Origin of the sequence: Billgrantia gudaonensis, from assembly GCF_900100195.1 — a bacterium.
In the GTDB taxonomy this organism is placed as follows: domain Bacteria; phylum Pseudomonadota; class Gammaproteobacteria; order Pseudomonadales; family Halomonadaceae; genus Halomonas; species Halomonas gudaonensis.
Window position 1 is genome coordinate 68,924 of record NZ_FNES01000011.1, and the last position, 15,862, is coordinate 84,785.

Below are 15,862 nucleotides of genomic sequence, written 5' to 3' on the forward strand. Positions count from 1 at the left end.
AGCGTCATGCGTGGCTCGCTTCGGGCAGTGGCAGCGCGCCGTGTTCCAGGCGCGCCTTGAGAATGGTGCGAAACTGCTCGGGATCGTGGGGAGTCAGGTCATGGGCCGGCGGGTCCACGTAGATCACCAGCAGCCTCGAGAGCCAGTAGCGCAGCGCGGTCATGCGCAGCATGATCGGCCAGACCTTGCGTTCGGCCTCGCTGAGCGGTCGGCGTCTCTGGTAGGCGTTGAGGATGATGTCGTATCGTTCGGAATCCAGGCGCCCCCCGGGCTCGGTCGCCCAGTCGTTGATGACGATGGCCAGGTCGAACAGCAAGTCGCCGGTGCAGCCGTTGTAGAAATCGATGATGCCGCCCAGGCGATCGCCCTCGAACAGGGTGTTGTCGCGGAACAGGTCGCCATGCAGGGCGCCCTGGGGGAGTTCGGGGGCGTCGCCGAACACGCCCTGATAGATTTCCACCTCGTCTTTCATCAGCGTCTGGTCGTCAGCCGACAGATAGACCAGTGCCTTGTGGTGCATGGCCGTCAGCCAGTTGAGGTCGCGCGGATTGGGGCGATGACCAGGGAAGTGCTGGGAAACCACGTGCATGCGGCCTAGCGTATCGCCGAGCACCCGGCACTGCTCGGCACTGGGAGACAAGGGGTGGCGGCCTGGCAGGCGCGGGAAAAGCAGTGCCGGCTTGTCGGCCAGACTGTGCAAAGCGATGCCGTCGCGGTCGTGAACGGTACCCGGCACGGGCAGGCGATGCTCGTCGAGGTAGTCGAGCAGTTCGACGAAGAACGGCAACTCCTCGTGTTCGCCCTGCTCGAAAAGCGTGAGCACCAACTCGCGGCGGTCGGTGGTGACGAAGAAAGTGGTATTCTCGGTGCCGCCGGCAACGCCCTCCAGCGCGACCAGCGAGCCGACGTCGAAACGGCTGAGGAATTCCGCGACCTGTGCGTCGCTCAGCGGGGTGAATACGGCCATGTGTCTCTCGCCCAGGTTGCCAAGCCGCCTATTGTAGCCATAGCGGCCAAGTGTTGCGATGCGCCTTCGCGCCAAGTGGCTTGCCTGATGCGACAGGGGCGGTCGTCGGCATCAACGGCGCTGCACCCACTCGGGGATTGCAGTGGGTCCGTCTTCCTGGCGGGTGAAGTTGCCGTCGCCGTCCTGGTCCACCAGGTAGTAGCTCGAGCCATCGGAGGGTCGAATTTCGATGGCATAGAGGGCGTCGTTGACGCGGTACTCGCGGACGGTGCGGTCCGCCTCCTGGCGGGTCGTGATCTGCGGCTCCGTATCGCCCTCCGACTGGGCAAGGACGGGGGCCGACATGGCCAGGCCGAGTGTCAGGAGCAGAGCAAGCGGCCAGAAACGAATGAGGTTCATGGCGATCTCCCCCGCCGATGGGCGGTAGTCGATGGTCTCGGAGGCTTTCGACTTCAACGCGGATCGACTCTGAGAAACCGAGTCTCGTGCCACGGTCGGTCAAACCCTACAGCCTCCCTGCAGGTCCCTAGTGTACGCTGCCGTCCTGGCACCGCCCAATGCTCGCGGCAAAAGCCGTGTGCTATGCGTATCATGGGAGATCGGGATCATCCTTTCGTCATCTTCGTTCACCACCGTTCAGGGGAAGCCGACACATGGCCGACACGCCCATCGTTCTCGTCGACGGTTCGTCCTATCTTTACCGCGCCTTTCATGCTCTGCCGCCGCTGACCACGTCCGAAGGGCAGCCCACCGGGGCCATCAAGGGCGTGCTGAACATGCTCAAGCGGCTCATCAAAGACTATCCGAACAGTCCCATGGCGGTGGTCTTCGACGCACCCGGCAAGACTTTCCGTGACGAACTCTTCGAGGCGTACAAGGCGCATCGCCCGCCCATGCCGGACGACCTGCGCGCCCAGATAGAGCCACTGCACGATTGCGTCAAGGCGCTGGGGTTGCCGTTGCTGTGCGTCGAAGGCGTGGAGGCCGACGACGTCATCGGTACCCTGGCCCGGCTGGCCACCGAAGACGGGCGCGATGCGGTGATTTCCACCGGCGACAAGGACATGGCGCAGCTGGTCAACGACCATATCACCCTCGTCAACACCATGAAGGATGAGGTTCTGGACGTCGACGGCGTCAAGGCGAAGTTCGGCCTGCCGCCGGAACGAATCATCGACTTCCTGGCGTTGATGGGGGACAAGGTGGACAACATTCCCGGCGTGCCGGGGGTCGGCGAAAAGACGGCGCTGGCTCTGCTGCAGGGCATGAAAGGCGGTCTGGACACCATTTACGCCGACCTCGAGCGTGTCGCCACTCTCGACTTCCGCGGCGCCAAGAGCCTGCCCAAGAAGCTCGACGAGTACCACGAACAGGCTTTTCTCTCCTACCGTCTCGCCACCATCAAGACCGATTGCGACCTGCCGGTGGGCCTCGACGACCTGGATCTCGCCCATCCCGACCGCGAGGCGTTGCTCGCGCTCTATCGGCGTCTGGAGTTCAAGGCATGGCTGGCCGAGCTGCTCGAAGGCAGAGACGAGGGCGTAGACGATGTCACCGGCGGTACGCCGGCCTCGCAGGACGGCGGCGCCGAGCAGAGCACCGGCGGCACTCGCCAGGATCATGTCGTCCTGGCCCAACACGATCTCGACGCCTGGCTGGATCGGATCTCCAAGGCCGACAGCTTCTGCTTCGACCTGGAAACTACCAGCCTCGATTACATGGCCGCGGAGGTCGTCGGCGTGGGCCTGGCGCTCGCACCGGGTGAAGCGGCCTATATCCCGTTGGCTCACACCTACCTGGGCGCTCCGGATCAGCTCGACCGTGGCAGCGTCCTCGAGGCGCTCAAGCCACTGCTGGGCGCCGGCGACAAGACCAAGATCGGCCAGAACCTCAAGTACGACGTCTCGGTGCTGGCCAATTACGGCATCGAGGTGGCCGGGCCGCTGGAGGACACCATGCTGGAGTCCTATGTGCTCGACTCCACGGCCACTCGACACGACATGGACTCGCTGGCACTGAAGTACCTGGGCGAGTCGACCATTTCCTTCGAAGCGGTTGCCGGCAAGGGGGCGGGGCAGCTCACCTTCGATCAGGTCGCTCTGGAACAGGCGGTCCCTTACGCCTGCGAGGACGTCGACATCACCCTGCGATTGCACCATGAGCTGCGCCCGCGCCTCGACGCCGAGGGGCGGCTCGCCGAGGTGCTCGAGCGCATCGAACTGCCGCTGATTCCGGTGCTGTCGCGCATGGAGCGGGCGGGCGTGGCGCTCGATCCCGAGCGGCTGCATGCTCAAAGTCAGGCGCTGGAGACGCGGATTCGTGAGCTCGAGACCAAGGCCTTCGAGCTTGCCGGGCGCGAGTTCAACCTGGGCTCGCCCAAGCAACTGGGCCAGATCCTCTTCGAGGAGCAGAAGATTCCGGTGATCAAGAAGACTCCGAAGGGAGCACCGTCCACCGCGGAGGCCGTTCTCGAGGAACTGGCACTGGACTACCCGTTGCCCAAGGTGATCATGGAGCACCGTGGCCTGGCCAAGCTCAAGTCCACCTATACCGACAAGCTGCCGCGGTTGGTCAATCCCGGAACGGGGCGGCTGCATACCAGCTATCATCAGGCGGTGACCGCCACTGGGCGGCTTTCCTCGTCGGATCCCAATCTGCAGAACATCCCGATTCGCACCGAAGAGGGGCGCAAGATTCGTCAGGCCTTCGTGGCGCGGCCCGGCTATCGGATCGTCGCTGCCGACTACTCGCAGATCGAGCTGCGCATCATGGCGCATCTCTCTGCGGACAAGGGCTTGCTGGAGGCCTTCGCCGAAGGGCGCGACATCCATGCCGCCACCGCCGCCGAGGTCTTCGGCGTGGCGCTGGACAAGGTCTCACCCGACCAGCGACGCAGTGCCAAGGCGATCAACTTCGGGCTGATCTACGGCATGAGCGCCTGGGGCCTCGCGCGGCAGTTGCATGTGGAACGCAATCAGGCTCAGACCTACATCGACCGCTACTTCGATCGCTATCCAGGCGTGGCGCGCTACATGGAGGGCATCCGCACCCAGGCGGCCGATGACGGCTACGTGGAAACGGTCTACGGGCGGCGTCTCTACCTGCCGGAGATCCGCTCTCAGAACCGTGCGCGCCGCCAGGCAGCCGAGCGCACGGCGATCAACGCGCCCATGCAGGGCACGGCGGCGGACATCATCAAGCGTGCCATGATCGACGTCGATGCCTGGCTCGCCAAGAAGGAGCGCGATGCGCTGATGGTGATGCAGGTACACGACGAGCTGGTCTTCGAGGTGGCCGTGGCGCAGGTCGACGATTTCATCGAGGAGGTGAAGGCGCGTATGCAGGCGGCAGCCGACCTCGACGTCGAGCTGATCGTCGAGGCCGAGAGTGGGGCCAATTGGGACGAGGCCCACTGACTCCTCGCTCGTGGCGCAACTCTTTTCTCCTCCGTTGATGACGGTGGAATGAAAAACGCCACCGCGAATGCGGTGGCGTCTCCGTCTCGAGCTCGCTGGCTGAAGGCTTATCGCCAGCCGACGCGGTCGAAGATCTTGATTGCCTCCGGATTGTTCTCACCCAGAACGCTGACGTTGATCTCATCCTTCTTGAAGTCGCCCCAGGACTCCAATACCTCGTCCATGGCGACGCCCTCGACCACCGGGAACTCGAAGTTGTCCGAGGCGAAGAGCTTCTGGGCCTCGTCGGAGGCGAGGAATTCCAGGAAGCGGATGGCGTTCTCCTTGTTGGGAGCGCCCTCGACCACGCCGGCACCGCCCACATTGACGTGGGTGCCGCGGCCGTCCTGGTTGGGGAAGAGGATCTCGACGCTCTCTCCGGCTTCACGGTCGGCGGCGTCGTCCGACTTCAGCAGGCGCACGTAGTAGTAGTGGTTGGCTACCGCCACACCGCACTCGCCGCTGGCGACGCCCTTGATCTGGTCGGTATCGCCGCCCTCGGGATCACGTGCCATGTTGTCGACCACGCCCTGAGCCCACTCCTCGGCTTCGTCGGCGCCATGGTGCTCGATCAGCGAGGCGAGCAGCGACTGGTTGTAGATGTTGTTGGAGGAGCGAATGCACACCTGCCCCTCGAAGGCGGGATCGGCCAGATCTTCATAGCTGGTGAGCTGGCTGGCGTCGATGGTATCGGGATCGTAGAAGATGGCCCGTGCGCGCTGACTGAAGCCGAACCATTTGCCTTCCGGGTGGCGCATCGAATCGGGCAGGCGCTCGGCCAGCACGTCGGACTCGATGCTCTGGAAGATGCCTTCCTGTTCGGCGCGCCACAGACGGCCGGCGTCGACGGTGATCATGACATCCGCCGGGCTCGCTTCGCCTTCGCGCTGGATGCGCTCGATCAACTGGTCGGAATCGCCCTCCAACAGGTTGATCTCGATGCCCGTCTCCTCGGTGAACGCCTGATAGAGGGCTTCGTCGGAGTCGTAGTGGCGGGCCGAGTAGAGGTTGAGCTCATCGGCGGCAACGCCGGTAGCTAGCGCCGAGCCAGCCATGGCGACGGCAAGGGGAAGAGCGAGACGTGCGTGCTTGATCATCGTGAACCTCGTTATCGATCCCAAGTGAATGATAATGCGTTGTATTATTGACGCTGTTATTGAAGCCCCAAAGGGATCGTTCGTCAAGTCATTCGAGAGAGATGGGCGACTTGCATCAAGAGAGCGGCAATTGCAAGCCCCAGCGAGCAAGTCAGTGGCGGAATGCGAGTCGGATGCAAACGCATTAGCTGGACTTTTCGGGTATGATAGGGGTGTCATTTCCTCACATCGATCCACCGGCGTGACCCTATGACCCGCAAACTCGATCAGCAAACCGCATCACCGACAGGCGCCCCCGCGGTCCTGTCAATGCGCAGCGTGCATCATGCCTTCGGCAAGCGTGACGTGGTTCAGGGCATCGATCTGGACGTGGCACCTGGCGAGGTGGTGTGCCTACTGGGCCCGTCCGGTTGTGGCAAAACGACGCTGCTGCGCATCGCCGCCGGACTCGAAGTGCTCCAGCAGGGTCGCGTAGCGCTCAACGGTGGCGATATCGCCGCGCCGCACGCTCGCCATGTGCCTCCGGAAAAGCGCAACGTGGGGCTGGCGTTTCAGGAATCGGCGCTCTTCCCCCACCTCACGGTGCTCGAGAACGTCACCTTCGGCCTCAAGCATGAGCCGCCGAAAGAGCGTCGCCTGCGTGCCTTGGCACTGCTGGAGCAACTGGGCATGGACGGTTATGCCGATGTCTATCCGCACATGCTCTCCGGTGGCCAGCAACAACGCGTTGCGCTGGCGCGCGCGCTGGCGCCGGCTCCACAGCTGATGCTGCTCGACGAACCCTTCTCGAGCCTCGACGCGCGACTGCGCGACCGGATTCGCGACGATACCCTGCATGTGCTCAAGAAGGTGGGAGCCGCCACGCTGCTGGTGACCCACGATCCCGAAGAGGCCATGTTCATGGCCGACCGCATCGCCCTGATGTGCGATGGGCGTATCGTACAGACGGGAACCCCGCGCGAACTCTACTGCGCCCCCTGCGACCCCTTCGTGGTGACCTTCTTCGGCGAAGTGAACGAACTCAGCGGGGAGGTGCGCAACGGCTGCGTGGACACGCCGGTGGGCGCAGTGGATGCCGGATGGCTGGCCGAGGGCACCCGAGTCCGGGTGATGATTCGCCCCGAAGCGCTGCACGTCGTCGAGCGGAAAGTGGCGGATACCGGTCATCGTTACAGCCACATCATCATGGCCAAGCTGCTGGGACGCAGCAGTCTCCTGCACATCTGCGCGCATGGTGAGGATGGCCGAGAAGCCCACCTGCACGCCCGCATGCCGGGTGTCTTCCTGCCCGCCGACGGGCAGCCGGTGGATATTCACCTGGACTCGTCTCAGGTCTTCGTCTTTCCCTCAGTCGCCGGAACCGGGACGGGAGCGGCGCATGGCGAGGCTGAGCAGGATCACCGGGATTATGCCCACTGCCACGATGGCCAATGACGCCGTCGAGGCCTCGGCGAGGCGCTCGTCCGAGGCCAGGTTGTGAGCGCGCACCGCCAGGGTGTCGAAGTTGAAGGGGCGTAGGATGATGGTGGCCGGCAGCTCCTTCATCACGTCCACGAAGACCAGGATCCCCGCTGCCAGCAGGCTGCCGCGCATGAGCGGGGTATGCACGCGCTTCAACGTGCCGGCAGGGCTCTGCCCCAGGGTGCGTGCCGCGGCATCCATGCTTGGCGTCACCTTGCCGAGGCTCGCCTCCACCGCATTGAACGACACCGCCAGGAAGCGCACCACGTAGGCATAGATCAGGATGAATGCCGAGCCGCTGAAGATCAGGCCGATGACGATGCCGTAGTGAGTTTTCGTCCAGGCGTTGAGCGTGCTGTCCAGCCAGGCGAAGGGGATCAGGATGCCCACGGCCACCACCGAGCCGGGAATCGCATAGCCCATGGCGGCGATGCGCGTCGCCATGCGCGTCAGCGGCGTGTCGTTGAGGCGCACGCCGTAGCTGAGCACCACCGCCAGCGCCACGGCAACCAACGCCGCCACGCTGGCCAGCAGCAGGCTGTTGCCGGCGAAGTCCATGAAGCGCGAACCCAGCAGGGCATCGCCCTCCTGCACGGCCAACTGGGCGAGGATACCGCTGGGGACGATGAAGCCGATCAGCACCGGCAGAGTGCATGCCAGCCAGGCGCCAACGGCGCGCCAGCCGCGCAGCCGATACTCGGGGAGCTGCTGGTAGCGGTTAGTGGTGTGGTGGTAGCGGCGCTTGCCGCGCGAGGCGCGCTCCAGCAATACCAGCACGATGACGAACAGTAGCAGGCAGGCCGCCAGTTGCGCGGCGGCGACGGGTTCGCCCATGCCGAACCAGGTGCGGTAGATGCCGGTGGTGAAGGTGTCGACACCGAAAAACTGCACGGCGCCGAATTCGTTGAGCGTTTCCATCAGCACCAAGGAAACCCCGCCGACGATGGCCGGGCGGGCGAGCGGCACGGCGACGCTGGCGAACAGCCGCCAGGGCCCGCGCCCCAGCGTGCGCCCCACGTCCAGCACGCACACTGACTGCTCGAGGAAAGCCGCCCGCGCCAGTAGGTAGACGTACGGATAGAGTACCAGCGTGATCAGGGTGGCGGCCCCCCCCAGCGAGCGAATGTTGGGAAACCAGTAGTCGCCGTGGCTCCAGCCGAACAGGTCGCGCAGCCAGCTCTGCATGGGGCCGGCGAACTGCAGGAAGTCGGTGTAGGCGTAGGCGATCACGTAGGTGGGTACGGCCAGCGGCAGCAGCAATGCCCATTCGAAGAGCCGGCGCCCGGGGAAGCGGCACATCACTACCAGCCAGGCCGTGCCGGTGCCGATGATCAGTGTGCCCAGGCCCACCGCAAGCGTGAGGACCAGCGTATTGCGGAGGTAGCGTGGCAGCACGGTGCTGGCCAGGTGCTGCCAGATGCCGTCGGTGGGCATCACGATGTGGGCGAGCACCACCAGTACGGGAAGTGCCACCACGGCTGCCACGGCGAGCAACAGTGCGCTCGAAGGGGAGAAGCGGTGCGTGAGCCGGCGTGACATGGCGGCAAGCCCGGGGCTGGCAGGTCGGGACAAGCGAGGACTCCTTGCGATGGCCGGACATGTGAATGCGAGGCCGTAACGGCCGTGAATGGTATCAGTTGCGGCCAATCGCTGCAGCCGGACGGCGTGATCCGCGTCAATCTTGGACCGAAAACGCCCGCCGTCGAACGACGGCGGGCGTCAGGAGGCCAGGTCCAGGTGTCTCAGTGACCGAGCAGGATGGAGGGCAGGCCGAGGATCAGCGACGGGAAGAAAGCCATCAGCACGCAGGCCAGCACGATCAACGCCACGAAGGGGATCACCGCGCGGTACAGGTCCAGCATCTCCACGCCGGGTGGCGCCACGCCCTTGAGATAGAACAACGCGTAGCCGAAGGGCGGGGTCAAGAAGGAGGTCTGCAGCACCACGGCCACCATGACCACGAACCACAGCACGTCCACGCCCATGCTCTCGACGATCGGCAGCATGATCGGGAAGCTGAGCAGCACGATGCCGGTCCAGTCCAGGAACATGCCCAGGATGAACACCAGGAACAGCATCAGGATCAGCGCTCCGGTGGTACCGCCGGGCATGGCCATCACGACCTCGTGGATCACCTCCATGCCGCCGCCACGGGAGAACACGCCGGTGAAAGCGGTGGCTCCCACCAGCACGAGCATCACCATGGTGGTGGTCTTGCTGGCCTCGATCAGGGTGCGGTAGCAGGTCGAGAGCTTGCGGTCGCCGAAGATCATGAATAGCACGAAGGCGATTCCCACGCCGATGGCCGAGGCTTCGGTGGCGGTGGCGATGCCGGCGAACAGCGAACCCAGCACGCCGAGGATCAGCGTCATCGGCGGCAGCACGTACTTGGCCAGCATGACCAGCAGCTCACGGGTCGAAACTTCAGCGCGCTCCTCGGCGGGCACCGGCGGGCCGTAGGAGGGTTTGACGTAGCAGATGACCAGCACGTAGAGGGCGTACAGCACGCCCAGCATCAGGCCCGGCACCAGTGCTCCGGCGAACAGTTCGCCCACCGAGACCGGCGAGTAGCTGGCCATCAGGATCAACATGATGCTCGGCGGAATCAGGATGCCCAGGCAGCCGCTGGCCATGATCACTCCGGCACTGAGCTCCTTGTTGTAGGAGTACTTGAGCATCGGCACCAGAGCGATCATGCCCATCACGGCGATGGAAGCCCCGACGATGCCGGTAGTGGCGGCCAGCAGCACCGAGACGATGACCACGGTGAGCGCCAGACCGCCGCGCAAGTTGGCGAGCAGCAGGCGCATGGATTCGAACATCTTCTCGGTGACGCCGGAGTCGTTGAGAAAGCGCGCCATCAGGATGAACAGGGGAATGGCCACCAGGACGTAGTTGTCCAGGGCGTTGCCGTAGATGTTGTTGATCAGGGTGCCCAGCACCTTGGCGCCGGGGCCGAAGACGGCACCCAGCACGGCCACGCCACCCAGCACGAAGGCCAGCGGATGGCCCATGAACAGCCCGACCAGCAGGCCGCCGAACATGAAGAGTGTGAGTAATTCGGCGCTCATGCGGTGGCCTCCTTGCGCAGCTGCTGAAAGGCGCGGATCACGATGGCGATGGCTTGGAGCAGGAGCAGTACGGCTGAAACGACGATGACGGCCTTCACCGGGTAGACGGGGATGGCCACCATGCCGTAGGTGGTTTCGCCGCGGCTGAAGGAACGGGCGAAGAAACTGCCGCCGTAGACGAGCAGCAGGATGATGAAGGGCACGAAGAAGACGGCATAGCCGATCAGATCGAGGGCGGCCTGCCGCCTGCGCGACAGCAGGCGCTTGAGCACGTCGACCTCGACGTGAGCGTGGTGGCGCAGCCCGTAGGCGGCCATCAGCATGAAGTGAGCGCCGAACAGCATCTTGGTGACATCGAAGGCCCAGTCGCTGGGGCGGCCGATGAAGAAGCGCATGGCGATGTCATAGATCACGATCAGGGTGATCGCGGCGAGCAGCGGGGCGACCAGACGGCCGAACCCCTCGTTGAGGGCGTCGATGGCCCTGGCAATGGCATTCATGGCGAGGCTCTCGGGATCGGTCAGGTCAGCAAGATCCAGCGTGAGTGACAGGGTCGCGGTCGGCGAGACGGGCCCCGCGGGGCCCGTCCCGAACCGCGGAATCACTCTTCCATGCAGGCCTCGATCTCGTCGAGGGACGGCAGGTCGTCGGTGACCCGGCTCATGTTGTAGGGCACCGAGATGTCACGCCAGTTGGCATAGTGCTCCATGTAGCTGATCATGGAGTGGTAGATCTTGGCGTGCATCGGATCCTCGCAGGCACCCTGCACGATCACGTCGTTGGTGATCTTCTGGATCTCGGCGAGATCCTCGTCAGAGAGCTGGTTGATCTCGGTGCCGTCCTCCTTGAACTTCACCGTGCCTTCGGTGGACTCGCGCTCGGACCAGGCCAGTGACCAGGCCATGGTGGCCTCGGCGGCGATCTTCAGTTTCTCCTGGGTTTCCTCGGAGAGGGCGTCCCAGGCGTCCTTGTTGATCATCACGCCGAATACGCTGGCAGACTGATGCCAGCCCGGCACGGACCAGTAGTCGGCGACTTCGCTGAAGCCGGCCTTGTAGTCCACGCCCGGGGTGGAGAACTCGGCGCCATCGACCACGCCGCGCTCGATGGCCTGGTAGATTTCGCCACCGGCCAGAGTGACCTGTGAGCCGCCCAGTTCCTCGAGCACGCGGCCCTGGTCGCGACCGGAAAGGCGCAGGCGCTTGCCGTCCAGGTCGGCGATGCTCTCGATGGGTGTGCCGCCACGGAAGCCGGACTCGTTGTTGGTGATCCCGTAGGGCAGGTAGACCATGTTGTACTGGCCGTAGACCTCCTGGTAGAGCTCCCAGCCGCCCCACTCCATGATCCAGTTCAGGTAGTCGACGCCGTTGAACAGGCTGGTGGTGGTGGCCAGCGGCGAGAAGGCCGGGCTGCGGCCGGCCCAGTAGCCGGGCCAGTCGCCGGCGGCTTCGATGCTGCCCGTCTCGGTAGCGTCGAAGACCTCGGTGCCGGGCATCAGGGTGCCGCCGGCGCGGAAGTCGATCTGCACCTCGTCGCCAGCCAGCTTGTTGACCAGTTCGGCCCAGTGGCGATCGATCTGGATCAGGTCCAGATTGTCCGGCCAGGTGGTGGTCATGGTCCACTCTTCCTGAGCCTGGACGGTGGTCGAGAGAGTGGCCAGGGCGATACCCGTGGCCAGTCCGGTGAGGGCAAACTTGGCAGATTTATTCATGCGATGCTCCCTTCATGAGTCTTCTTGTGCCTTGTGTCATTGCGTCACGAGCAATCCGTGGGATGCTCGCCGGCCAGTGGCCGGCGTGAGTTATGGCGCAGTGCAACAGCAGATACAAGCTAGCATGCTCCGGTTGTCACAATCGACCTTTGGCGAGTGCTGGCGTCGCGGCCGCCGACGGTTGCCGGGCTCGCTTCGGAATTGGCGATAAACCTTTGTATATCAGCTAATTATGATTTTTTCGTGATGGCGGGAATGGTCGCATGAGGGATGGGGAACGTTGAAACGAGCGTGTGATATATACCAAAGTTGTAAGCTGATGCCCGTATGCCTTGTAATGCCGAGTGGCGCCCGTCGCAGCGATGCCGAGGCTCCACGACGCGGGGCGTCGTGCCATGAGGAAGAGCCACATGAGCGGGGATGAAGTGCTGAACGACTGGTCATGCTGGCTCCGTACGCAGCGCTGGCGCGGCCTGGTGTGGGTGACCGGAACGGCGACGACACGCCGCGATCGAGGACTCTCCGTCTGGCGCGGCGGTGACTGGCGGTCGCCCTGCTGGGTGGCTGCCACGCGTCCCCATGGCGTGGAGGAAGCCCACTGGCTGCCTGCCGACAAGGCGTTCACTCGGCTGGGCAGCGAGCACGACCTGCTGGTGTTCGACACCGGTAGAGACGGTGATGCTTTCGACCCGGATGCTTTCGGCGCGCTGACCGGTACGCTTCGTGCCGGGGCGCTGGCATTGTTGCTCACCCCCGAGGGCTGGGGACAGGCGGCGGGCTCGCGCTATGTGGCGCGACTCGAACGGCGGTTGATGGCAGCGTATGAGGCGGCCCGCTGGCTGGAGGCCTTCACCGTGCCTCGGCTGCCGACTCTGGCACCCCTCTTGAGCGTCGATGTCCCGGTCGATGATGCGGCGTGCCTAACGGACGACCAGGCGATCGCCGTGGCGCATCTGGTGAGGCTCAAGCGGCGCCGGCCACTGGTGCTGACTGCCGATCGCGGTCGCGGCAAGACGGCCGCACTGGGCATCGCCTGTGCCCGTTTGCTGGAAAGGGGGCTGGCGCGAGTGCACGTCACTGCCCCGCGCCCCGCGGCGGTGGCGGCGCTTTTCGAGCGGCTGGCCGCGCTGCGACCTGCGGGTCGGCGGGCCGGCAACGCCTTCGTCGATGCCGGCGGTGGTCGGGTCGAGTTCCACGCCCCCGATGAGCTGTCCGACCAGGTCGCTCGCGGTACCATCGGCGGGGCCGGCAGCCTGCTGCTGGTCGACGAGGCGGCAGCGATTCCCGCCGGCCTGCTGGGGCAGTGGCTGAGCGCATTTCCGCGCATCGCCTTTGCGACCACCGTCCATGGCTACGAAGGTTCGGGGCGCGGTTTCGCATTGCGCTTTCGCGAGCGGTTGGCTCGACGAACGCCTCAGTGGCGAGAGTTTCATCTGTCTTCGCCGGTACGCTGGGGCGAGAACGACCCTCTGGAACGCCTGGTCAGCGACCTGCTCCTGCTCGATGCCGAGCCGGCCTCGGCAACCCCCTCGACCCTGGCAGTCGACCCGCATCGCGAGTCGCGGTCTGCCCTGATCGGTGACGAGCCACGTCTGCGCGCTGTGTTCGGCTTGCTGGTTCAGGCTCACTACCGTACGGCACCGGGCGACCTACGACGGCTACTGGATGCGCCGGCGTTGCACCTGACCACCTTGGACGCCGGCAAGGCGCCCCAGGCCGTCGCCGTGTACGCCGATGAGGGCGGATTCGACGTCGCGCTGACCGAGCGTGTGGCACGCGGCGAGCGGCGACCGCCCGGCCACCTGCTGGCCCAGTCGCTGGCCGCCCATGCCGGCTCGCGAGCTGCGCTGATGGCGCGCGTGCGCCGCGTACAGCGCATCGCCGTGCACCCCGATCGTCGGCGTGAGGGGTTGGGGCGGCGGCTGCTCGAGGCGGAGCTGGCCGAGGCGCGCCGAGATGGCATCGATCTGCTGGGCGCGAGTTTCGGCGCCGAGCCGGGGCTAATGGCGTTCTGGCAAGCGCTGGGGTTTCGTAGCGTGCGGCTGGGTCTGTCTCGCGAGACCGCCACCGGCGAGCATGCGCTGATGGTGGTGGCGCCCGCCAGCCCGCATGGTGAGCGTCTCGCCACCGAGCTGGCGGCACGCTTCCAGCGTCTGTTGCCGAGCCTGTTGGCCTTCGAACTGCGGGAACTCGAGCCGCCGCTCGTCGTGCGCCTGCTCGCCGAGGGAGATGGGCCCGGCCTGAACGATACCGATCGGCAAGATTGCCTGGACGTTGCCTTCGGTCATCGCGAGCCGGCCACGGCTCGTCCGGCACTGCAGGCGCTGCTGCAGGGCTACCTGGCGCAGCGGGGAGCGTCCGACGATGTCGAGATCCTGGCGTTGGGCGGCTGGGCCTTTCAGGGGCGCGACTGGGGTTGGCTGGCTGCCCTGCTCGGCGTGGAGGGTCGGCGCAGCGCGATGGCGGCGTTGCGTCGTGCCACCGGGCACTGCCTGGCCGCGGTCGATCCGCCTTCCCCCGGCGCAGCGGGCCCGGTAAGGTAGCGCGGTTTCAACGACAGGAATTCGCACCATGAATGCGCATCTCGAAGACCTTTCTCCACAGCCGCTATGGCATCATTTCCGCATCCTGTGCGAGACGCCGCGTCCCTCCGGCCACGAGGCGGCGTTGGTGGCGAAACTGGAAGCCTGGGCCGAGTCTCGCGGGCTCGCGCACGATCGAGATGCGTTCGGCAATCTGCGCCTGCGGAAGCCGGCCACGCCGGGCTGCGAAGGCGCTCCGGGAGTGATCCTGCAGGCCCATCTGGACATGGTGGCCCAGGCCAATGCCGATTACCCTCATGACTTCACCCGCGATCCCATCGACACCCATGTCGTCGACGGCTGGTTGCACGCCCGCCATACCACCCTGGGCGCCGATAACGGCCTGGGCGTGGCGGCGGCACTGGCCTTGCTCGAGGACGACGACCTGGAGCACGGCCCGCTGGAGGCGCTCTTCACTCTGGAGGAGGAGTCGGGGATGGGTGGCGCGCTCAACCTCGCCGAAGGCTGGCTGGAGGGCTCGGTGCTGCTCAATCTGGACTCCGAGGAGCGCGGCGAGGTGTTCATCGGCTGCGCCGGCGGTGCCGATGTGGTGGTCGAGGCGCAACTGCCCACCGCTCCGTTGGGTGAGGGCGAAACGGCGCGGCAGTTGACACTCACCGGGCTGGCCGGCGGTCACTCGGGTATCGACATCCATCGCGGCCTGGGTAACGCCAACCGCCTGCTGGTGCGCGTGCTGCGCGCCCTGGAGGGGCTGGATGCCCGGCTGGTGAGCTATCGGGGCGGCACTCTGCGTAACGCCATTCCCCGCGAGGCCTTTGCTACCCTGGCGCTTCCCGATGAGGCGCTATTCGCCGCCGAGCGCCGCATCGCCGAACTCCAGGCCGAGCTGCGCAGCGAGCTCGCCGGTGTCGATGAGAAACTTCGACTGACGCTCGGCGAGGTCGACGTCATGCCCGAAGCGGCGCTGGTCGCCCAGGCCAGCCGTCTGCTGGTGGCGGCGCTGCATGCGGCACCCTGCGGCGTGGAGCGCATGAGCGTGACGGTGCCGGGGGTGGTGGAGACCTCCAACAACCTGGGAGTGGTGAGCCTCGACGGCGGCGCCTTTCATCTCTGCGCTCTGGTGCGCTCGCTCCACGACAGCGCCACGGCGAACCTCGTCGACCGCTTCCGTGGGCTCTTCGAGCTGATCGGAGCGCGTACCCGCGTCGAGAATGCCTATCCCGGCTGGACGCCGCAGCCCGATAGCGAACTGCTGGCACGCTTCCGTCGTCTGCATCGCCAGCAGCTGGGCAGCGAGCCGGTCGTGCAGGTGATCCATGCGGGCCTGGAGTGCGGCATTCTGGCGGGCAAGTACCCGCACCTGGAGATGATCTCCTTCGGCCCCTTGATCCGCGGCGCCCACTCTCCCGACGAGCGCGTCGAACTCGATTCGGTCAGTGAGTTCTGGATGCTGCTACGCGGTCTGGTCGCTTCGCTGGCCGAGGGTTAGTGCTTAACGCGCCAGCGCCGCCCTTGGGGCGGCGCTGGCGTGGCGATGCGCTGGGCGGTCGACCGGTC

At 65.5% G+C, this 15,862-nt stretch carries 11 protein-coding genes; 4 read left to right on the forward strand and 7 right to left on the reverse strand.

Annotated elements, in window-relative coordinates:
* Nucleotides 1-4: 4 nt before the first annotated feature.
* Complete coding sequence (locus BLP96_RS13405) at nucleotides 5-967, reverse strand: homoserine kinase (RefSeq protein ID WP_089686973.1); 963 nt, start codon at nucleotides 965-967, stop codon at nucleotides 5-7.
* Nucleotides 968-1,078: 111 nt separating this feature from the next.
* Nucleotides 1,079-1,366: a DUF2782 domain-containing protein gene (locus BLP96_RS13410; protein ID WP_089687102.1), complete on the reverse strand. Its 288-nt coding sequence runs from the start codon at nucleotides 1,364-1,366 to the stop codon at nucleotides 1,079-1,081.
* A gap of 254 nt (nucleotides 1,367-1,620) precedes the next feature.
* Between BLP96_RS13410 and polA the strand changes: the two genes are divergently transcribed.
* Nucleotides 1,621-4,383, forward strand: coding sequence for a DNA polymerase I (gene polA, locus BLP96_RS13415; protein WP_089686975.1), 2,763 nt, complete (start codon nucleotides 1,621-1,623; stop codon nucleotides 4,381-4,383).
* Nucleotides 4,384-4,490: 107 nt separating this feature from the next.
* Here polA and BLP96_RS13420 read toward each other — a convergent pair whose 3' ends face one another.
* Entirely contained in the window at nucleotides 4,491-5,519 is a 1,029-nt protein-coding gene (locus BLP96_RS13420; RefSeq protein ID WP_089686977.1) for a Fe(3+) ABC transporter substrate-binding protein, read from the reverse strand.
* Between the two features lie 309 nt (nucleotides 5,520-5,828).
* Between BLP96_RS13420 and BLP96_RS13425 the strand changes: the two genes are divergently transcribed.
* Nucleotides 5,829-6,953 carry an ABC transporter ATP-binding protein gene (locus tag BLP96_RS13425; protein ID WP_422666823.1) on the forward strand — a complete coding sequence of 375 codons (1,125 nt, stop codon included), beginning with the start codon at nucleotides 5,829-5,831 and terminating at the stop codon, nucleotides 6,951-6,953.
* Here BLP96_RS13425 and BLP96_RS13430 read toward each other — a convergent pair.
* From BLP96_RS13430 to dctP, 4 genes are all read right to left on the reverse strand, one after another.
* Complete coding sequence (locus BLP96_RS13430; RefSeq protein WP_089687103.1) at nucleotides 6,867-8,519, reverse strand: ABC transporter permease; 1,653 nt, start codon at nucleotides 8,517-8,519, stop codon at nucleotides 6,867-6,869. The genes BLP96_RS13425 and BLP96_RS13430 overlap by 87 nt on opposite strands.
* A 203-nt stretch (nucleotides 8,520-8,722) precedes the next feature.
* Nucleotides 8,723-10,051, reverse strand: a complete 1,329-nt coding sequence (locus tag BLP96_RS13435) for a TRAP transporter large permease (RefSeq protein WP_089686980.1) — start codon at nucleotides 10,049-10,051, stop codon at nucleotides 8,723-8,725.
* Entirely contained in the window at nucleotides 10,048-10,551 is a 504-nt protein-coding gene (locus tag BLP96_RS13440; RefSeq protein WP_089687105.1) for a TRAP transporter small permease subunit, read from the reverse strand. The genes BLP96_RS13435 and BLP96_RS13440 overlap by 4 nt, the downstream gene beginning before the upstream one ends.
* A gap of 101 nt (nucleotides 10,552-10,652) precedes the next feature.
* Complete coding sequence (gene dctP / locus BLP96_RS13445) at nucleotides 10,653-11,762, reverse strand: TRAP transporter substrate-binding protein DctP (protein ID WP_089686982.1); 1,110 nt, start codon at nucleotides 11,760-11,762, stop codon at nucleotides 10,653-10,655.
* A 410-nt stretch (nucleotides 11,763-12,172) separates the two neighbouring features.
* Here dctP and BLP96_RS13450 point away from each other — a divergent pair, with 410 nt between their 5' ends.
* Nucleotides 12,173-14,305: a tRNA(Met) cytidine acetyltransferase TmcA gene (locus BLP96_RS13450; RefSeq protein ID WP_245682253.1), complete on the forward strand. Its 2,133-nt coding sequence runs from the start codon at nucleotides 12,173-12,175 to the stop codon at nucleotides 14,303-14,305.
* A 28-nt stretch (nucleotides 14,306-14,333) separates the two neighbouring features.
* Entirely contained in the window at nucleotides 14,334-15,794 is a 1,461-nt protein-coding gene (locus tag BLP96_RS13455) for an aminoacyl-histidine dipeptidase (protein ID WP_089686986.1), read from the forward strand.
* The last annotated feature ends 68 nt before the right edge of the window (nucleotides 15,795-15,862 follow it).

Coding starts and splice junctions, on each gene's coding strand:
- BLP96_RS13420 (WP_089686977.1), bottom strand. CDS start 5,519: ATGATCAAGCACGCACGTCTCGCTCTTCCCCTTGCCGTCGCCATGGCT.
- BLP96_RS13430 (WP_089687103.1), bottom strand. CDS start 8,519: ATGTCACGCCGGCTCACGCACCGCTTCTCCCCTTCGAGCGCACTGTTG.
- BLP96_RS13450 (WP_245682253.1), top strand. CDS start 12,173: ATGAGCGGGGATGAAGTGCTGAACGACTGGTCATGCTGGCTCCGTACG.
- BLP96_RS13405 (WP_089686973.1), bottom strand. CDS start 967: ATGGCCGTATTCACCCCGCTGAGCGACGCACAGGTCGCGGAATTCCTC.
- BLP96_RS13435 (WP_089686980.1), bottom strand. CDS start 10,051: ATGAGCGCCGAATTACTCACACTCTTCATGTTCGGCGGCCTGCTGGTC.
- BLP96_RS13425 (WP_422666823.1), top strand. CDS start 5,829: ATGCGCAGCGTGCATCATGCCTTCGGCAAGCGTGACGTGGTTCAGGGC.
- dctP (WP_089686982.1), bottom strand. CDS start 11,762: ATGAATAAATCTGCCAAGTTTGCCCTCACCGGACTGGCCACGGGTATC.
- BLP96_RS13455 (WP_089686986.1), top strand. CDS start 14,334: ATGAATGCGCATCTCGAAGACCTTTCTCCACAGCCGCTATGGCATCAT.
- BLP96_RS13410 (WP_089687102.1), bottom strand. CDS start 1,366: ATGAACCTCATTCGTTTCTGGCCGCTTGCTCTGCTCCTGACACTCGGC.
- polA (WP_089686975.1), top strand. CDS start 1,621: ATGGCCGACACGCCCATCGTTCTCGTCGACGGTTCGTCCTATCTTTAC.
- BLP96_RS13440 (WP_089687105.1), bottom strand. CDS start 10,551: ATGAATGCCATTGCCAGGGCCATCGACGCCCTCAACGAGGGGTTCGGC.